Source organism: Pseudonocardia sp. CA-107938 (assembly GCF_050936315.1).
Lineage (GTDB): Bacteria > Actinomycetota > Actinomycetes > Mycobacteriales > Pseudonocardiaceae > Pseudonocardia.
This window is the reverse complement of the sequence record NZ_JBNJNA010000002.1, coordinates 432,219-449,259: the sequence shown is the minus strand read 5'-3', so window position 1 is coordinate 449,259 and position 17,041 is coordinate 432,219. Positions and strand designations below refer to the sequence as shown.

Here is a 17,041-nt window from a genome sequence, read left to right as displayed (position 1 = left end):
TGGCGTCACAGTAGAACAGGTTCTATTTAGGGCGGGCAAGCTGTCCGTCACCGGGGCCGGTGCCGCTCCCGTTGCACCGCCACCTCGACCGCGCCGCGGGCGATCGCGTTGGCCCGCTCCTCCGCCGGCGGGGAGATGCCGGCCAGGCGGATGTGCGTCATGTGCAGCAGGCCGCCCAGCGGCGTGCGGACGCCGCGGGCGCGCACCGCGTCGCCGTACGCCCGCACCGCGGGCTCCCGCGCCGCCCAGATCTCCCGGAGCCGGGGGTCGACCTGCCCGTCGGCGATGACGGCGACCGCGCGCTCGCGCACGGCGCGGAACGCGTCGCGGCGGTCCCGGTCGACCGCCGCGAGGAACCACTCCCGCCAGCCGGGGCCGCCGAACGCGGCCGCGACGTCCGCGAGGTTGGCGGCGACGAGCAGGTCCGACGGCAGGTCCGGCGCGAGCCGGAGCTGCGCGACCGCGGCCTCGCTGTCGGCGTGGAACGCGCGCTCGGCCGCCTCCAGCAGCTCGATCCCGCCGTAGCGGGCGACCTCGGGCTCGTAGGTGTCGAGCACGAACGTCTGCGCGAGATCGCCTGCGCACAGCGCGTCGGCCCACTCCTCCACCAGCTCGCGGGCCGGCCCGTGCACGCGGACGCGCAGGTGCGGCAGCGGGTCGGCGTAGCGGAGGAAGAACCAGCGGTCGACGGCGGCGGGCAGTCGGCTGCGCAGATCCTCCAGCGCCTCCGTGACGAGCCGGCGGTGCCGCTCCTCCGGCGCGTACACCTTCACGTAGACCCACTCGCTGCCCGGCGGGTACCGCAGCCGCGGCGGCCGCAGCTCCGGCCGTTGCCGCACACCCACTGCCGACCCGCCGGAACGCAGGGACACGACCAGCTCCGCCGCGTGCCCGTCCAGCCAGCCGGTGTCCTCCGGCGAGCGCTCCACGAGGAACGTCTCCTCGCCGCGGCCCAGCTCGTGGCGCAGCAGGGCGCGGTGCAGCGGCCGGTCGAGGTCGACGCCGACCCGGCTGTCGGCGATGGCGAGCGCGACCTGGTCCGGCACCCGCCACAGCTTCCGCCACGCGTCCAGCCGTTCGTCGAACGCTGCCGGCTCCGCGGCCAGACCGCGATCCACCCGCCAGCTCGCGGCGCTGAGGACCGTGCGCCCGTAGCGCACCCGCGGGAGGTGGGCGAGCTGGTCACCGGCCGCACCCCAGTCCCACGGCCGGACCCCGCGCTGGCGGGTGGCCGCGATCGCGCACAGGAACCGCACGACGTTCGGGGCCTGCGTGCGCATGTCCAGCATGTGCAGCGCCTGCGGCACGACCTCGGTGTCGTGGCGCAGCGACCACAGGTAGAGGCCGTACCGGTCCGCACCGACCGCGAGGTCGTCCAGACCGATCACGCCCGGGTCGTCCCCGTCCGCGAACAGCCCGACGGGGATGCGGTGCTCCAGGAGCCGCGGCACCCGCGACAGGTTCGCCGAGCGGGAGAACGCCGGCGTGAACTCCAGCTGGGCCGCGATCGCCCCCTCCGGCACCGGCCCGGCGGTGCCCCCGACGAGGTGCGCGAACCGTCCGGACAGCGCCCCGGCCTGCACCGCCATCAGCGACGACCACATGACCAGCCGGAAGTCGCCGCGATCGAGCGCGGCGACCGACCGCGCCTGCACCTCGACGCCCAGGTCGATGGCGGGCGGCGGCACGTCGTCGTCGAGGGCGAGTCGGTCGACGACGGCGTCGTCGAGCACCACCTCGCCCGACCCGTCCAGCAGGGCCTGCTGCGCCAGTGCCCCGCGCAGCCGGTCGTGCTCGACGTTGCGCCGCACCCGCGCCTCCCGCTGCACCTCCCGGGTGCTGCGCGGCACCGTGTACCCCGCGGGCGCGTCCAGGCCCCGCATCGGGTCGAGGAGCTCCAGGAGCGGGACGAGCTGCGCGTCGCCGTAGCGCTCGAGGAAGTCCAGGCGGTAGTGGTGCAGGTTGGCGGTGACCGTGTCGGCCGGCGTCATCCGCACCAGCGCCGCAACCGCCCGCTCCAGCTCGGCGGCGACCTCGCGGGGCAGCGTCACCTCGGCGTCCACAGCGAGGTCGACGTGGGGATCGTGCCGGTCGCCGCGGGCCGCGACCCGCCACCGCGCCATGGCCTCGTCGGGCGCGGCCTCGGCGTAGTCGGCCATCGCGATCCCGGCCTCGATCAGCTCGGGATCGCCGGGCAGCAGCGCGAGCACGTGCGCCAGCGGGTCCGGCGCGCTCGGCGGCGGAGCCAGCTCCGTGAGCAGCAACCGCTGCTCGACGAGCCCGGCCACCAGCTTCTGCAGCGCAGCAGGTGCGGCCGGGAAGCGCTCGGCGAGCGCCGCCACCAGGTCCGCGACGACGATCGGCCGGCCGGCCAGCTCCAGCGCGGTCGCGACGACGGCGGAACGGCGCACCGACACCTCGCGCGCCGCGCGGTCGGTCCCGTCTGCCGCGGACGGCACGTAGCGCAGCACCACCCGGTCACCGCGGTCGACGGCGAGCGCGTTGCGCACGACCCGCAGCCGCACCAGCACATCGAGATCGCGCTCCCGGCGGCGGACGAGCTCGGCGAGCCACCCGGCGTCCGGGCGCACCACCTTGCGGTGCGCCGCGCCCACCCGCACCTGCGTGGCATCGCCGAACGCGACGGGTGCCACGCCGGCCAGCGTCCCGAACGGGGTGGCACGGGTCGTGGCCCGCAGCACGTACCGGGTCACGGCGAGCGCGGCCCGCCGCAGCTTCTTCCGCTCGACGGGCCGTCCCGCGAGCACGGCGTCGAGGGTGTGGGTCAGAGACGGGCTGGAGACCGCGATCGCCTCCCGGACCTGCGGGTCCGCGGCGGTCTCCGTCAGGTACGCGGTGACGGCGACGACGTCGAGATCGGCGAGATCGAGGTCGCGCCACGTCAGCCTTGCCCGGTCGGCGGGCAACGCGGACATCCGCAGCACGGCCGCGGGAAGGGCGCGCAGCACCCCGCCATGATCGGCGCCTGCGCCGCCCGCCGCGCGGACAGTTCCACGATCCCGGAAACATCTGCGGGCACTCTCACCGTGCGTGCTCCCATGGGCACATGAGCCCTGTCGCCGCCCCTGCCGAACTGGACCTGGATCTGGACCTGGAGGTCGTCGAGGAGGCGAGCGAGACCAGCGAGGAGCGCAAGCTGCGTTGCGTGCGGTCCGCGTCGGGCTGTTGCCCGCGCTCGTTCCGCTCGGTCGACCTCGACTGACGCCGGCCGGCCCGGACTGGGGGGATCAAGGGTCCAAGGTCGCTCATGGGCAGCGACCTTGGCCCCTTGATCACCGAACCGGCGGCACGCCGACAGGCCGGCACGCGCCAACGCGCCCGGGCGCGACCCGGTAGACCCGTGTGCCGGGATCGGCGCTACGGCGTGTCGCCGAGCGCGACGAGCATCCGCCGCAGCGCGTCGACGGCCGCGTCGACGGCGTCCGCAGGGACGCCGCGCAGCAGCGCAGCCTGGGCTGTGCTGGCCGCGCGGACGGCGTCCTCCGCGACCTCGATGCCGCGCTTGCTCAGCCGCACCCACGAGCTGCGGGCGTCCGACGGGTCGGCGTCGCGCTCGACGAGCCCGGAGTCCGTGAGCCGCCGCAGCACGTTGCTGGTGCCGCCGGAGGTCAGCAGCAGACGGGCGGCGAGGTCGGTGGGGCGCAGCCGGTAGGGGGCGCCGGATGCGCGCAGGGTCGCGAGCATCTCGTACTCGGCCTTGGTCAGGCCGAGCCGCGCCAGCTCGGCGTCGACGCGCGCGGCGAGCATCCCCGAGAGTCGGGCGGCGCGCTTGCCGAGCGCCAGCTCCGCGCCGACGACGCCGGGGAGCTCGTGCGCCCACGCTGCGCTGATGGCGTCCACCGTGTCCCTGCCCACCGCGCCGATCCTAGTCGCCCCTTGCGCCGCGAAAAGCTTTCCGTATAGCTTTATGAAAAGCTTTCCAGGAGGGCACCATGCAGGTTGCGATCACCAACGGTCACGTCGTCCCTGGCGCGGGCGCGCCCGAGCTCCCCGCGGCCGACGTGCTGGTGGAGGACGGCGTGATCGTCGCCGTCGGGGCGGGCGCGGCGACGGGCAGCGCGGGGGAGGTGATCGATGCGACCGGCCTGGTCGTCGTGCCCGGCCTCGTGGACACCCACCACCACGTCGCGCAGGCACCCCTGCGCGGCACGGGTGCCGATCTCACGCTGCCCGCCTACCTCGACACCGTGATCGGCCGCTACCTGCCCGCGTACCGGCCGCAGGACGTGCGGCTCGCGACCCTGCTCGGCGCGCTGGAGAGCCTCGACGCCGGCATCACCACCGTCCTCGACTGGGCGGAGCCCACGAAGACACCCGAGCACACCGACGCCGTCGTCGCCGGGCTCACGGCCGCCGGCATCCGCGCCGTCGTCGGGCACACCGCCCCCGGCGACGAGGACGACGTCCGCCGGCTGGCCGCCCGCACCGGACTGGTCACCGGCGCCGTCGCGTCGCTCGGCCCGGAGTGGGGCACGTGGGAGCAGGCCGTGCACGACATCGAGCTCGCCCGCGAGCTCGGTGTGCCGGTCACGATCCATGCCCAGGGCGGCGGCGCCGACCCGGTCGTCCCGCGGCTGCACGCCGCCGGCCTCCTCGGGCCCGACCTGCTGCTCGTGCACCTGAACGCCGCCACCGACGAGGACGTGCAGCTGCTGGTCGCGGCCGGGGTGGGCGTCGCGGTGAGCCCGTGCGTGGAGCCGCTGATGGGCCACGGCACCGCCCCGTACGGCCGGTTCACCGACGCCGGCGGACGCGTCGCGCTCGCCGTCGACGTCGTCATCAACGCCGCACCCGACCTGTTCGAGCCGATGCGCGACGTCCTGCGCGCCGAACGCGTCCGCACGGGCCGGATGGTGCCGGCCGCGTCCCTGCTCGCGGCGGCCACCGAGCACGGGGCCGCCGCGCTCGGGATGGCCGACCGGATCGGCACGATCGCCCCTGGCAAGCGCGCCGATCTCCTGCTGGTCGACGGGCTCTCGCACGTCGAACCGGGCACCGCGGCCGGGGCCGTGGTCGCCACCGCCGGGCCGGCGCAGGTGCGCACCGTCCTGGTCGACGGGCACGTCGTCAAGCGCGACGGCCGGCTCGTCGGCCACGACCTCGACGCCGTCCGCGCCGAGGCCGCCGAGCTGGCCGTACGCGTCCGGGCGGCCTGAGTCAGGCGAACGCGCCGGAGTACGCGTTGAGCGCGGGCTGCCCGCCCAGGTGCGCGTAGAGGACGGTGGAGTCGGGTGCGATCTCGCCGGAGCGCACCAGGTCGATCAGCCCGGCCATCGACTTGCCCTCGTAGACGGTGTCGAGGATGACGCCCTCGAGGCTGCCGGTCAGCCGGATCGCGTCGATCGTCGACTGCACGGGGATGCCGTACCGGTCGCCGGCCCAGCCCTCCAGCACGGTGATCTCGTCGTCGCGCAGGTCGCGGCCGAGCCCGATGAGCGCGGCCGTGTTCTTCGCGATGCGGGCCACCTGCTCGCGGGTCTTGTCCAGGGTGGCGGACGCGTCGATGCCGATGACGCGCCGCGGCCGGTCCTGCGCGGCGAACCCGGCGATCATGCCGGCGTGCGTCGAGCCGGTGACGGTGCAGACGACGATCGTGTCGAAGAAGACCCCCAGCTCGGCCTCCTGCTGCGCCACCTCGCGGGCCCAGTTGGCGAACCCGAGACCGCCGAGGGGGTGCTCGGAGGCGCCGGCCGGGATCCCGTACGGCACGCCGCCCGCGGCGCGGACGTCCTCCATCGCGCGCTCCCACGAGTCGCGGACGCCGATGTCGAAGCCGGCCGGGTCGAGCCGCACGTCCGCGCCCATGATCCGGGACAGCAGGATGTTGCCGACCTTGTCGTTGACGGAGTCGGGCCAGTCGACCCACTTCTCCTGCACGAGTCGCGCCTTCAGCCCGAGCTTGGCGGCGACGGCGGCGACCTGGCGCGTGTGGTTGGACTGGTAGCCGCCGATCGACACCAGCGTGTCGGCGCCGGACGCCAGCGCGTCCGGGACGATGTACTCCAGCTTGCGGGTCTTGTTGCCGCCGTAGGCCAGGCCCGAGTTGCAGTCCTCGCGCTTGGCCCAGATCGACGCGCCACCGAGGTGCGCCGTCAGCCGTTCCAGCGGGTGCACGGGACTCGGGCCGAAGAGCAGCGGGTAGCGCTCGAAGTCGTCCAGGGACATGGGGCTCCTAGGGTCGGAGGGTCAGCCAGTTCTCGCGGTTGGCGCGGGCCGCGCCCTCGGCGTCACCGGCGCGGGCGAGCTCGACGATGCGGGCGTGCTGCGCCACCGACGCCCGGCCGGTGAGCGAGCCGAACCGGGCGCGTTCCGCCCGGCGCAGCAGCGGGGTGACGTCCTCCAGCAGACCGCTCAGCCTGCGGTTGCCGCAGACCCGCACGAACACACCGTGGAACGCGTCGTCGGCGGCGATCGCCGCGTCCACGTCGCCGGCGGCGAGAGCCGCGGCGAAGGTGGTGTTGGCGGCCGTCATCGTGTCGAGGTCCCCCGCGACCAGCGCGGGGACGGCCTCGCGGGCGGCCAGCTCGTGCATCGCCGCCGCGACGGCCTGCGCCTCGGCGGTGGCGCGGACGTCGAGCGGGCTGACCGTCGTCGAGCTCGCGGCGCGCACCTGCACCAGGCCGATCTGCTCCAGCCGGGCGATCGCCTCCCGCACCGGAGTGCGGGAGACGCCGAGCCACTCGCAGAGCTCGGCGTCGACGAGCCGCTCCCCCGGTTGCAGCGTGCCGTCGACGATGGCGGCGCGCAGCGCCCGGAACGCCTGGTCACGCAGCAGTGCACGCTCCGCGCCCGCCGCACGGGAAGGTACTGGCATGCAGCACACGATATCCAATATTTCAGCTGCCGCCAAGTCGGCCTCCGGACGTCGGCGACCCATCGCCCCCACGACGAGCGGCAGCCCCCACGCCCGGCCGCGTCGAAGCTCGCGGAGCGGATCTCCAGCTGGATGCCGAGGCCGCCGGCCGAGCCGAGGATGTCGCCGAGCAGCGTGATGATCGACGCCAGTGACGAGCTGACACGCACCGCGACCAAGCTGCGCAGCATCAGCCACCGCATCCGCCGCCGCGCCTCCACCGGCACCGACGCCCTGCCAGCAGCGAACGCCGGGTCGGCGCTCGCCTAACTCTTCGGTCGATCCTGCGGTGCCGCCGGGTGTCGACGCGGCGCCGGAAAGCTCATGCTCGACCCATGACAGGCCCGCCGGCCGACCCCGCCACCCGCCTCACCCTGGACGTCGATTCGGACAGCCGACCGATCAGCGGCTGGCTGGGCGACGGCACCCGGCGCTGGCGGTTCTCCGGATGGGTCGAGCTCGCCGCGGCACTGCAGACGGCGCTGGAGGCGCGGTCGCGCCCTCCGGCGCCGCCGGGTTGACGCAGGTCGCGGCCGGGAGGGGAACCCGGTCGACCGGGCCGCAGCCGACTGTGGCCCGGTCGACCGGTGCGCAGGTTCAGGGCTTGCGGGCGACGCCGCCGTAGGCGTCGACCTTCTCCGGGGCCCGGCGGGCGATGTCGTTGTCGGTCATCCGCCACTGCGACAGCTGCACCACGCCCGGGTCGACGAGCTCCAGGCCGGTGAAGACCTGCTCGATCTCCTCGACCGTGCGCAGCGTGTACGGGTGGCCCATCCGGGCCTGCAGCTTGTGCGACTCGCGGATGGCGTCGCTGGTGTCGGTGCCGTCCCAGAACGTGAGGTAGCTGCCGGACGGGACGGCGGCCATCGTGCGGTCGACGATCGCGCGCAGCTCGTCGTAGGGCGGGAGGTAGCCGAACACCCCCATGAACATCACCGACACCGGCTGGGACAGGTCGAGCACCTTCCCGGCGTGCTCCATCACCCCGTCGGTGTCGCGGTAGTCGCGGTCGACGAAGTCGGCGACCCCGTCCGGGGTGCTGCTCGACAGCAGGACCCGCGCGTGCGCCAGCACCACCGGGTCGCTGTCGACGTAGACGACCTTCGCGTCGGGCGCCACGCTCTGCGCGACGGTGTGGGTGTTGTGGCCGCGCGGCTCGGGCAGGCCGGCGCCCAGGTCGAGGAACTGCCGGATCCCGGCCTCCTGCGCCAGGTGGCGCACGGTGCGCATGAGGAACCCGCGCGACTGGATCGCCATCGTGCGGATGCCCGGGTAGATGCCGGCGACGACGTCACCGACCTCCTTGTCCGGGTCGTAGTGGTCCTTGCCGCCCAGCCAGTAGTTCCAGACGCGTGCCGGCGACGGCACGTCGAAGTAGTCGGCCGGCAGGTCGCCGACCCGTGACCAGTCGGGCGCGAGAGCGTCGGACACGAACCCCCCAAGGTTTGTGCTTCGTGTGATCACGATCGACCCTACTACCCGAACGGGCGATTCGGTCACGCACCGGCACCGCTCGCTGACGTGCAGCGACCGGACGGGGGGTGTCCCGCTCACGCCGCCGCGGGCGGGACCATCGGCTCCAGCACCCGCTCCACCAGCCCGGTGTCGCAGTGCTCCACGATCTCGACGATCTGCCGGTCGCGCACCGTGATGAGCAGCAGGTAGAGCTGCGGGTAGTCCTGGCCGGTCACGGTCGTGGCCGTGGCCTGGGCGCGGACGGCGACCCGGTCCCCCTCGGCGAGCACGACCTGCCCGTCCAGCCGGTAGCTCGCGAACTGGGTCATCAGCGGGCGCAGCAGGCCGTGGACGACCTGCTCGCGGCCCGACCAGGTGCCCGACCAGCTCCACGTGCCGGGGAAGACCCAACGCACGTCGTCGGACATGGCCGCGCTGAGCGCCGGAACGTCGCCCACGGCGACCCGGTCGAACACGTCCTGGACGAACGTCGCGGCTTCGGTGTGCAGTTCCATGCCGTCGACGGTACGAGCGACCCAGCCATGCGACCAGCGAAGATCTCTCATGGCAGGCATAAGGTGGACGCATGGCCGAGCTGTCGCTGCTGGGGTTGTCCGTGGTCCGCGAGGTCGCGGTGCACGGTTCGTTCTCGGCCGCGGCCGAGCGGTTGGGCTACACGCAGTCGGCCGTGTCCCGGCAGGTCGCGATCGTCGAGCAGGCCGTCGGGAGGCGGCTGTTCGAGCGGCACGCGCGCGGCGTGCGGCTCACCGCGGCCGGCGACCTGCTGGCCCGCCGCGCCGAGACCGTGCTCGGCGAGGTGCAGGCGGCCCGGCACGAGCTGCGGGAGCTGCCCACCCGAGCGCCGACCCGGCTGCGCGTGGGCGCGTTCTCCAGCGCGCTGGCCGCGCTCGTCCCCCGCGCGCTCGGCGACGCCGACGTCCGGTTGCACGAGGGCCTGTCCGAGCGGTTGGCCGACCGGGTCGCCCGCGGCCGCCTGGACGTGGCGGTGGTGAGCGGCGACCTCGGCGAGCCGCTGCTCGACGACCCGCTGCTGGTGGCGTTCCCCCGCGAGCACCCGCTGGGGCGCAGGCGCAGCGTCCATCCCCGCGAGCTCGCCGGTGAGCGCTGGGTCGTCGGCAGCACCGAGCCGCACAGCTCGCTGCTCGGGGCGTGGGCCGCGCGCCCGGTCGTCGCGCACGTGGTGCGGGACTGGACCGCGAAGCTCGGGCTCGTGGCCGCCGGGCACGGCATCACCACGGTGCCCGGCCTGGCGCTGGCCGGCCTGCCCGGCGGCGTGGCCGTGGCGCGCATCGACCATCCCGCCGCCGTCCGGCGCGTCGGCGTCGTCACGCGCCCCGAGGCCCCGGTCGAGGAGTTCGTGGAGCGGCTGCGCGACGTCGCGGCACAGCTCGCCACGGAGCTGCGCGCCGCGCTGCAGGGCTAGGGACGGCTGGGTGGCGCGGTCGTGCCGCGCACGACCAGCTCGGTGGCCAGCTCGACGTGGTGCGAGTCCAGCGTGGCGCCGGCCGCCAGTTGCAGCACCGAGCGCAGCGCGACGCGGCCCATCTCCCGCAGCGGCTGCCGGATGACGGTGAGCGGGGGCGACGCGACCGTGGCGACCTCGACGTCGTCGAAGCCGGTGATGCTGAGGTCCTCGGGGATCCGCAGGCCACGGACGCGCGCGGCCTCCATGATCCCGATGGCGATCGTGTCGCAGCCGCCGACGATGGCGGTCGGCGGCTCGGGCAGGTCCAGCAGGTGGCCGCCGTGCCGGCGCCCGACGTCGTAGTGGAAGTCGTCGTTGAGCACGTACTCGGGGCGGTTGGGGATGCCGGCGCTCTCGAGCGCGGCGCGGTAGCCGTGCGCGCGGGCCTGGTTGCACCCGGACGTCGCCGGGCCGCCGATGTAGGCGATGCGCCGGTGGCCGAGCTCGACGAGGTGCTGGGTGGCGCTCATCCCGCCGGCGAAGTTCGTCGACCCGACGCTCGGTACCTCGGCACCGGGCGTGTTCAACGGGTCGATCAGCACGAGCGGCACCGCGGCTCGGGTCATCGCGTCGATGTGCGCGCGGGTCAGGTCACCGCTCACCACGACGACCCCGGTGCGGCCCGTGACGGTGAACCGGTTGGCCCACTCGGTGGGCGTCGGGTCGTCCGTGCGCTGGGCGTCGAGCGAGTTGACCACCACTGACACCCCGGTCTCGGCCGCAGCGTGCACGGCGCCCTCGATGACGGCGGTGACGTACCCGCCGAACACGCCGCGGATCAGCAGCTCGACGGTCGACGTGCTGAGCGCCCGCCGCGTCGAGCGCGGCACGTACTGGTGCTGGCGCAGCAGGTCCTCGATGAGGGCGCGCGTGTCGGGCGCGACGTCGCCGCGACCGTTGACCACCTTCGAGACGGTCGGCACCGACACCCCGGCCGAAGCCGCGATGTGGGCGAGGGTGACAGATGCCGGCCGCCGCACCCCGGCGGGCCGTCCCGATCCGGACAGGGCGCCTCCTCCGCTGGACCTGCGTTCGAGCGTAGCCTGCCACGTCGCGGCGGCGCCGATGTCGAGAAGTTTCGATCATCAGGCCACCCGAAAGACGGAACCTTGACGTCCCTGTGACAGCGCTCATAGGGTCAGCACAACCCAGTTCTTTCGAAACTTTTCGAAAGCCGCGCGCCCCGTCGCGGCTGCGGGCGAAACGGAGAGAGATGTGACTCAGCGTCGAGTTTCCCGTCGGTCCTTCCTGGCGATGGCCGCCGCTGCGCCCGTCGGGTTGAGCGCGCTGGCCGCGTGCGGGACCGCAGGCCCCGGCCAGGCCAAGGCCGGCGAGGCCACGATCTGGTACCTGTCCAACCAGCCGCAGGAGGGCATCCGCAAGAGCTCGGTGGACGCGTTCAACTCCGCGCATCCGCAGGGCAAGCTGACCACGACGTTCTTCCAGAACGACGCCTTCAAGACCAAGATCCGCACCGCCATCGGCGCCAACCAGGCGCCCACGATCATCTGGACGTGGGGCGGCGGCGGCCTGAAGGACTACGTCCGCAACAACCAGGTCGACGACCTGACCGACTGGTTCGCCCAGAACCCCGACGCGAAGAACCGGCGGTTCGCCACGTCGTTCGGCGCCGCGACGATCAACGGGAAGATCTACGCGGTCCCGTGCGAGAACGTCTCGCCGATCGTCCTCTACTACAACAAGGACTTGTTCGCGAAGGTCGGCGCGGAGCCGCCGAAGACGTGGAACGAGCTGATGGCGCTCATCCCGAAGTTCAACGGCGCCGGCATCGCGCCGATGTCGCTGGCCGGGCAGTCGCGCTGGACCAGCATGATGTGGCTGGAGTACCTGTTCGACCGCACGGCCGGCCCCGAGGTCTTCCAGGCGATCGCCGACGGCAAGCCGAACGGCTGGTCGCACCCCGCCGCGATCGATGCGCTCACCAAGATGCAGGAGTTCATCAAGGCGGGCGGCTTCGTCAACGGCTTCCAGTCGATCACCGCCGACTCCAACGCCGACCAGGCGCTGCTCTACACCGGCAAGGCCGCGATGATGCTCCACGGCGCCTGGACCTACGGCAGCATGAAGACGGACGGCGGCCAGTTCGTCTCCGGCGGCAAGCTCGGCTACGTGCCGTTCCCCGCGATCGAGGGCGGCAAGGGCGACCCGGGCAACGCCGTGGGCAACCCGTCGTCGTACCTGGCGCTCAACTCCAAGGCCAGCGACGACCAGAAGGCGATCGCCAAGGACTACTTCAAGACCCTGCTCGACGACGCCGACGCCGGGCAGTGGATCGAGAAGGCCGGCAGCGTGCCCGTCGTGAACGGCATCAACAGCAAGTTCGCGGGCAGCCCCGACGCCGGGTTCCTCCAGTTCATCTACGACATGGCCGCGAAGGCGCCGACGTTCACGCAGTCCTGGGACCAGGCGCTGCCGCCCGCCGCCGCCGAGGTGCTGCTGAACAACATCGAGCAGCTGTTCGGCCTGGCGATCACCCCGCAGCAGTTCGCGACGAACATGAACGCGGCCCCGACGTCGTGACGGCGGCCGTGACGTCAGCGGGCCGGTCCTCGATCGGAGCGCAGCAGCAGCGGTCACTGGCCTGGCTGGTGGTGCCCGCGCTGCTGTTCTTCACCGCGTTCGGGATCGTGCCGCTGGTCGGGGTGCTGGCGCTGTCGTTCACGAGCTGGGACGGGATCGGCGAGATCTTCCCGGCCGGCTTCGACAACTGGGTGTCGGTGCTCGGCGACCCCGGCCTGCTGCACGCCCTCGGCGTCACGTTCCTGATCATGGCGCTGTCCTGGCTGGCGCAGACACCGCTGAGCATCCTGCTCGGCACGTTCGTCGCCGGCCAGCAGCGCTACCGCGCGGTGCTGGCGGTGCTGTACTTCCTGCCGCTGCTGCTCAGCTCGGCGGCCATCGCCATCGCCTACAAGGCGCTGCTGGACCCCAACTTCGGGCTGGGTGCCGGGCTGGGTCTGCCGCTCCTGGTGCAGAACTGGCTCGGCGACCCGACGCTCGCCGTGGGCGTCGTGGTGTTCGTGGTGTCGTGGCAGTTCATCCCGTTCCACTCGCTGATCTACCAGAGCGGGGTGCGGCAGATCCCGGTGTCGCTGTACGAGGCGGCGCGCATCGACGGCGCCGGCCGGATCCGGCAGTTCTTCTCGATCACGCTGCCGCAGCTCAAGTACACGATCATCACGTCGTCGACGTTGATCGTGGTCGGCTCGCTGACGTTCTTCGACCTGATCTTCGTGCTGACCGCGGGCGGGCCGAGCGACGCGACGCGGGCGCTGGCCGTCGACATGTACCTGCGCGGCTTCCGCGGCAACCTCATGGGGCCGGCCAACGTGATCGCGGTGATCCTCGTGCTCGTCGGCCTCGTACTGGCGCTGGTCCTGCGCCGCCTCGGCGGGACGGACCAGAACGCCAGCCAGCTGGAAGGGGCCTGACGGTGACCGACACGATCGCACCTCCGGCCCGCGCCCAGCACCGCGCACACGTCCGGCCGCCGACGCGGCGCGGGCGGTCAGCGCAGCGGCCCAACTACCTCGGCGGCCTGGCCGGCATCGTCTGGCTGGCGATCATCGTGGTGCCGATCTACTGGATCGTGATCACGAGCTTCAAGAGCCAGTCGACGTACTTCACGACGAACCCGATGCTGCCGCCCGGCGAGCCGACGCTCGCGAACTACCGGATGGTCATCGAGGCCGACTTCGTCAACTACTTCATCAACTCGGTGATCACGACGGCGGGCGCGACGGTGCCGGCCGTGCTGCTGTCGTTCATGGCCGCGTTCGCGATCGTCCGGGGCAAGGGCCGGTTCCTGCGGTTCGCCAACGGCGTGTTCCTCATGGGACTGGCCATCCCGCTGCAGGCGACGATCATCCCGGTCTACCTGATCATCATCCGGCTGCACCTCTACGACAGCCTGCTCGCGCTGATCCTGCCCTCGATCGCGTTCGCGATCCCGCTGACCGTGCTCATCCTCGGCAACTTCATCCGCGACGTGCCGAAGGAGCTGTTCGAGTCGATGCGCCTGGACGGCGCGAGCGAGTGGGGCACGATGTGGCGCCTCGCCTTCCCGCTGACGCGGCCGGCGCTCGTCACCGTCACGATCTACCAGGCGCTGCAGGTGTGGAACGCGTTCCTGCTGCCGCTGGTGCTGACCCAGAGCCCCGAGCTGCGGGTGCTGCCGCTCGCACTGTGGACGTTCCAGGGCCAGTACAGCGTGAACATCCCCGCCGTGCTCGCGTGCGTCGTGCTCACCACCCTCCCCATCCTCGCGCTCTACATCGTCGGGCGCCGGCAGCTGCTCTCCGGCCTGGCGGCCGGCTTCTCGAAATAGGAGGTACGACACGTGGTCGAGCGCAAGGCGCTGGTGGTCCGCGGAGGATGGGACGGGCACCAGCCGGTCGAGACGACCGACCGCTTCGTACCGCACCTCGAGGCGAACGGCTTCAGCGTCCGCATCGAGGGCTCGCCGAAGGTGTACGCCGACGCGGACTACATGGCGGGCGTCGACGTCATCGTCCAGTGCATGACGATGAGCACGATCGAGCCGGACGAGCTGGCCGGGCTGACGACGGCCGTCGCGAACGGCACCGGCCTCGCCGGCTGGCACGGCGGCATCGCCGACTCCTACCGCAACTCCAGCGACTACCTGCACCTCATCGGCGGCCAGTTCGCCTGCCACCCGCCCAAGGCCGAGGCCGAGCGGGTGGGCGAGCAGTCCGACTACTTCATCCCGTACCGGGTGAACATTCGACCGGAGGCGGCCGAGCACCCGATCGTCGCGGGCATCGCCGACTTCGACCTCGTCACCGAGCAGTACTGGGTGCTGACCGACGAGTACATCGACGTCCTGGCCACGACGACGCTCGCCGCGCGCGAGTTCGACCCGTGGCACCGGCCCGTCACGTCGCCGGCGATCTGGACGCGGCAGTGGGGGAAGGGGCGGGTCTTCGTCTGCACGCCCGGCCACAACATGGACGTCATCGTGCACCCGGACGTCACGACGATCATCGAGCGGGGGATCACGTGGGCGGCCCGGTGAGGTCGGCGCTGAGAGTTGGCATCGTCGGCGCCGGGAACATCTCGGGGCAGTACTCTGCGTCCCTCGCCCGGCTGCCGCAGCTGCAGGTCACCGCCGTCTGCGACCTGGACACCGAGCGGGCCACGGCGCTCGCGTCGGCCCACGACGCGCGGGTGCTGGCGCTGCCCGAGCTGCTCGAGTCCGACGTGGACGTCGTGCTGGTGCTCACCCTGCCCGCCTCGCACGCCGATGTGGGGCACGCCGCCATCGCGGCCGGGAAGCACGTGTACGTGGAGAAGCCGCTCGCGACGTCCGTCGCGCAAGGGCGTGAGCTGGTCAAAGCGGCCGCAGAAGCCGGGGTGCGGCTGGGCTGCGCTCCCGACACCGTGCTCGGCACCGGCGTCCAGACCGCGCGTGCGGCCGTCGACGCGGGCCGGATCGGCCGGCCGCACGCGGCCACCGCGTTCATGACCACGCCGGGCCACGAGCGGTGGCACCCCAACCCCGACTTCTACTACCAGCCCGGCGGCGGGCCCCTGCTCGACATGGGCCCGTACTACCTGACGTCGCTGGTGCACCTGCTCGGCCCGGTCGTCAGCGTCACGGGCGCGTCGAGCCGCCCGCAGGCGACGCGCACCATCGGCAGCGGCCCGCGCGCCGGCGAGACGTTCGACGTCGACACGGACTCGACGGTCGTCGGGATCCTGCAGCACGCGTCGGGCGCGCTGTCGACGCTGGTCATGACGTTCGACGTGTGGGCGGCGCGGCTGCCGCGCATCGAGGTGCACGGCACGGAGGGGTCGCTGTCCGTCCCCGACCCGAACATGTTCGACGGCGCGGTCGAGCTGTTCCCGGCCGGTGGCACGGAGTGGGCCGACCTCGGGGCCACGGCGGGCTACCTCGACGCCGGCCGCGGCTACGGGGTCGCCGACCTCGCGCTCGCCGTCGCGGACGGCCGCGCGCACCGGGCGGGCGACGAGATCGCGCTGCACGTCCTGGAAGTCATGGAGGCGGTGGCGCAGGCCGCCGAGTCGCGGAGCTGGATCGACCTCACCACCACGTGCGAGCGGCCGGAGCCGGTACCGGGAGTCGTGGACCTGACGGCCTGACACTGGCGACCATACCTACTAGTAGGTATGGTCGCGGGCATGCGAGACGTCATCGTGGCGGCGGCCAAGGCGTTGCTCTGGGAACGCGGGGTCGCCGCCACCAGCCCGGCGGCCCTGCTGGCCGCGGCCGAGGTGGGACAGGGCAGCCTCTACCACCACTTCCGCAGCAAGCAGCAGTGGGCGCTGGCGGCTATCGAGGCACTGGCCGCCGACCTCGACGCCGAGACGGCCGCCGTCCTCGACGACCCGTCCGCCTCCGGGTTGGCCAGGATCCTGGCCTACCTGGAACACCCCCGCGCCGCCCGGGCCGGTTGTCGGCTCGGCCGGCTCGCGTTCGACCCGCAGGTGGCCGCCGACCCGACGCTCTCCGCGCCGATCAGCGACTACTTCGCGCGGACGCGCGCCGCGCTGGCCGCTGCAGCGCGGGACGCGGTGGCCGCCGGCGAGCTGCGCGCCGATCCCGACGATCTCGCTGCCGCACTCGTCGCCGTCGTCCAGGGCGGGTTCGTGCTGGCCCGGGCCGCCGACGACGACAGCGCCATGACCGCTGCCACCCGCGCGACGGCCGCGCTCGTGCGCGCCGCGCGCCTGACCGAGGAGTCCCGATGATCGAGCTGCTCAGCCGTGATTTCGGCCCCTCCAGCCGCAACCGCCTCGCCGACACCGCCGAGTCCGCCGAGGCGGCGCTGGAGACGTTCTACTACGCCCTCAACCACGCCGACCTCGACGCGCTGGCCGCCGTCTGGGTCGACGACCCGCTCGCGCAGCTGGACAACCCCGTCGGCGGCATCCTGCGCGGCCGGCCCGCGATCGTCGAGCTGTACCGCAGGGTGTTCGACAGCGGGCTCGACCTCGAGATCACGTTCACCGACGCCGTCCGCGTCGAGACACCGGGCTCGCTCGTCGTCACGGGGCGGGAGGTGGGGAGCTACCAGGCGGACGGGCAGCGCGTGCCGCTGCACATCCGCACCACGCGGGTGCTCGCGTCCACCGCCGACGGCTGGCGGCTCGTGCACCACCACGGCAGCATCGACGACGCCGCCGCGCTCGCCGCGTACCAGCGGGCGGTGCGGGGGTAGCCG

Annotated in this window: 19 protein-coding genes; 12 read left to right on the top strand and 7 right to left on the bottom strand. The window is 73.1% G+C overall.

The features are described 5' to 3' along the window. Positions 1 to 47: 47 nt before the first annotated feature. Complete coding sequence (locus ACQEVB_RS35115; RefSeq protein ID WP_432982139.1) at positions 48 to 2,969, bottom strand: lantibiotic dehydratase; 2,922 nt, start codon at positions 2,967 to 2,969, stop codon at positions 48 to 50. A 98-nt stretch (positions 2,970 to 3,067) separates the two neighbouring features. On the opposite strand from ACQEVB_RS35115, the gene ACQEVB_RS35110 reads away from it, so the two are divergent. Then, complete coding sequence (locus tag ACQEVB_RS35110; protein ID WP_432982136.1) at positions 3,068 to 3,223, top strand: hypothetical protein; 156 nt, start codon at positions 3,068 to 3,070, stop codon at positions 3,221 to 3,223. Positions 3,224 to 3,378: 155 nt separating this feature from the next. Here ACQEVB_RS35110 and ACQEVB_RS35105 read toward each other — a convergent pair whose 3' ends face one another. Then, positions 3,379 to 3,876 carry a MarR family winged helix-turn-helix transcriptional regulator gene (locus ACQEVB_RS35105; protein ID WP_432982133.1) on the bottom strand — a complete coding sequence of 166 codons (498 nt, stop codon included), beginning with the start codon at positions 3,874 to 3,876 and terminating at the stop codon, positions 3,379 to 3,381. A 77-nt stretch (positions 3,877 to 3,953) separates the two neighbouring features. On the opposite strand from ACQEVB_RS35105, the gene ACQEVB_RS35100 reads away from it, so the two are divergent. Further along, entirely contained in the window at positions 3,954 to 5,177 is a 1,224-nt protein-coding gene (locus ACQEVB_RS35100) for an amidohydrolase family protein (protein ID WP_432982130.1), read from the top strand. Between the two features lies 1 nt (position 5,178). Here ACQEVB_RS35100 and ACQEVB_RS35095 read toward each other — a convergent pair whose 3' ends face one another. Both ACQEVB_RS35095 and ACQEVB_RS35090 read right to left on the bottom strand, forming a co-directional pair. Then, complete coding sequence (locus tag ACQEVB_RS35095) at positions 5,179 to 6,186, bottom strand: 1-aminocyclopropane-1-carboxylate deaminase (protein WP_432982127.1); 1,008 nt, start codon at positions 6,184 to 6,186, stop codon at positions 5,179 to 5,181. Positions 6,187 to 6,193: 7 nt separating this feature from the next. Next, a complete protein-coding gene (locus tag ACQEVB_RS35090) occupies positions 6,194 to 6,835 on the bottom strand; it encodes a GntR family transcriptional regulator (protein WP_432982124.1) in 642 nt (213 codons plus the stop codon). A 177-nt stretch (positions 6,836 to 7,012) separates the two neighbouring features. Here ACQEVB_RS35090 and ACQEVB_RS35085 point away from each other — a divergent pair, with 177 nt between their 5' ends. Beyond that, positions 7,013 to 7,144 carry a hypothetical protein gene (locus ACQEVB_RS35085; RefSeq protein ID WP_432982121.1) on the top strand — a complete coding sequence of 44 codons (132 nt, stop codon included), beginning with the start codon at positions 7,013 to 7,015 and terminating at the stop codon, positions 7,142 to 7,144. Between the two features lie 65 nt (positions 7,145 to 7,209). After that, positions 7,210 to 7,395 carry a hypothetical protein gene (locus ACQEVB_RS35080; protein ID WP_432982118.1) on the top strand — a complete coding sequence of 62 codons (186 nt, stop codon included), beginning with the start codon at positions 7,210 to 7,212 and terminating at the stop codon, positions 7,393 to 7,395. 76 nt (positions 7,396 to 7,471) lie between these two features. On the opposite strand, the gene ACQEVB_RS35075 is transcribed toward ACQEVB_RS35080, so the two are convergent. Both ACQEVB_RS35075 and ACQEVB_RS35070 read right to left on the bottom strand, forming a co-directional pair. Continuing rightward, positions 7,472 to 8,305, bottom strand: a complete 834-nt coding sequence (locus ACQEVB_RS35075; RefSeq protein ID WP_432982115.1) for an SAM-dependent methyltransferase — start codon at positions 8,303 to 8,305, stop codon at positions 7,472 to 7,474. Positions 8,306 to 8,424: 119 nt separating this feature from the next. Continuing rightward, entirely contained in the window at positions 8,425 to 8,844 is a 420-nt protein-coding gene (locus ACQEVB_RS35070) for a nuclear transport factor 2 family protein (protein WP_432982112.1), read from the bottom strand. Between the two features lie 71 nt (positions 8,845 to 8,915). On the opposite strand from ACQEVB_RS35070, the gene ACQEVB_RS35065 reads away from it, so the two are divergent. Next, on the top strand, positions 8,916 to 9,773 hold the full coding sequence (locus tag ACQEVB_RS35065; RefSeq protein WP_432982109.1) for a LysR family transcriptional regulator: 858 nt from the start codon (positions 8,916 to 8,918) through the stop codon (positions 9,771 to 9,773). Here ACQEVB_RS35065 and ACQEVB_RS35060 read toward each other — a convergent pair. Continuing rightward, the gene (locus ACQEVB_RS35060; RefSeq protein WP_432982106.1) at positions 9,770 to 10,795 is read right to left on the bottom strand and encodes a LacI family DNA-binding transcriptional regulator; all 1,026 of its coding nucleotides are present in this window, start codon (positions 10,793 to 10,795) and stop codon (positions 9,770 to 9,772) included. The two genes, ACQEVB_RS35065 and ACQEVB_RS35060, sit on opposite strands and share 4 nt — an antisense overlap. 274 nt (positions 10,796 to 11,069) lie before the next feature. Between ACQEVB_RS35060 and ACQEVB_RS35055 the strand changes: the two genes are divergently transcribed. The 7 genes from ACQEVB_RS35055 to ACQEVB_RS35025 all read left to right on the top strand — a co-directional run bounded on the left by ACQEVB_RS35055 (position 11,070) and on the right by ACQEVB_RS35025 (position 17,038). After that, the gene (locus ACQEVB_RS35055; protein WP_432982103.1) at positions 11,070 to 12,356 is read left to right on the top strand and encodes an extracellular solute-binding protein; all 1,287 of its coding nucleotides are present in this window, start codon (positions 11,070 to 11,072) and stop codon (positions 12,354 to 12,356) included. Further along, positions 12,353 to 13,267 carry a carbohydrate ABC transporter permease gene (locus ACQEVB_RS35050; protein ID WP_432982100.1) on the top strand — a complete coding sequence of 305 codons (915 nt, stop codon included), beginning with the start codon at positions 12,353 to 12,355 and terminating at the stop codon, positions 13,265 to 13,267. Before ACQEVB_RS35055 ends, ACQEVB_RS35050 begins: the two co-directional genes overlap by 4 nt. Before the next feature lie 107 nt (positions 13,268 to 13,374). Then, on the top strand, positions 13,375 to 14,163 hold the full coding sequence (locus ACQEVB_RS35045) for a carbohydrate ABC transporter permease (RefSeq protein WP_432985451.1): 789 nt from the start codon (positions 13,375 to 13,377) through the stop codon (positions 14,161 to 14,163). 12 nt (positions 14,164 to 14,175) lie between these two features. After that, positions 14,176 to 14,871: a ThuA domain-containing protein gene (locus ACQEVB_RS35040; protein WP_432982097.1), complete on the top strand. Its 696-nt coding sequence runs from the start codon at positions 14,176 to 14,178 to the stop codon at positions 14,869 to 14,871. Beyond that, on the top strand, positions 14,856 to 15,959 hold the full coding sequence (locus ACQEVB_RS35035; protein ID WP_432982094.1) for a Gfo/Idh/MocA family protein: 1,104 nt from the start codon (positions 14,856 to 14,858) through the stop codon (positions 15,957 to 15,959). Before ACQEVB_RS35040 ends, ACQEVB_RS35035 begins: the two co-directional genes overlap by 16 nt. A 39-nt stretch (positions 15,960 to 15,998) precedes the next feature. Further along, positions 15,999 to 16,568, top strand: coding sequence for a helix-turn-helix domain-containing protein (locus ACQEVB_RS35030; protein WP_432982091.1), 570 nt, complete (start codon positions 15,999 to 16,001; stop codon positions 16,566 to 16,568). Beyond that, positions 16,565 to 17,038 (top strand): YybH family protein, encoded by a 474-nt coding sequence (locus ACQEVB_RS35025; protein WP_432982088.1) that lies wholly within the window; start codon positions 16,565 to 16,567, stop codon positions 17,036 to 17,038. The genes ACQEVB_RS35030 and ACQEVB_RS35025 overlap by 4 nt, the downstream gene beginning before the upstream one ends. Positions 17,039 to 17,041 lie beyond the last annotated feature (3 nt).